Source organism: Mesorhizobium sp. M4B.F.Ca.ET.203.01.1.1 (genome assembly GCF_004791025.1).
In the GTDB taxonomy this organism is placed as follows: Bacteria; Pseudomonadota; Alphaproteobacteria; order Rhizobiales; family Rhizobiaceae; genus Mesorhizobium; species Mesorhizobium abyssinicae.
Genome location: NZ_SRUO01000076.1, coordinates 1 through 413, shown reverse-complemented (window position 1 = coordinate 413; position 413 = coordinate 1). Strand labels below are relative to the sequence as shown.

General features: G+C 64.2%; 1 pseudogene. It reads right to left on the bottom strand.

Annotated elements, in window-relative coordinates:
• A pseudogene (locus EN846_RS33690) lies at positions 1–413 on the bottom strand (carbohydrate ABC transporter permease); the annotation flags it as partial.

Here is a 413-nt window from a genome sequence, read left to right as displayed (position 1 = left end):
GGCGCCGACGAGGCGTAGTAGACACGCTGTCCACGGTCGCCTTCGAACGCCTTGGGCGAGGCGAGCACGAAACTGCCGTCGGCGTTGACCTGCAGGGTCACGCCATCACCGAGGTCGGCTGGCGTGCCTGCCGGATACTGCGTCGGTGCCGCCGACTTGACACCGAAAGCGCTGATGTCGCGCTTGGCGCCATCGCCGAAGACATTGCCTTCGATGACATATTTGCCGTCCTTCTGCACCTGCGTCGAAGCGGCCGGCAGCCGGCCTGCCTCGGTCTGGCTGGAGCTGGAGAACGAATTCCACCAGCCCGAGGCGATGATCTGGTCCTTGTCGCGAAGCGACGAGACGAGGATGCCGAGTGTCGGGATGGTCCAGATGACGACGAAGACCAGCACGGCGATATGAACGCCGAA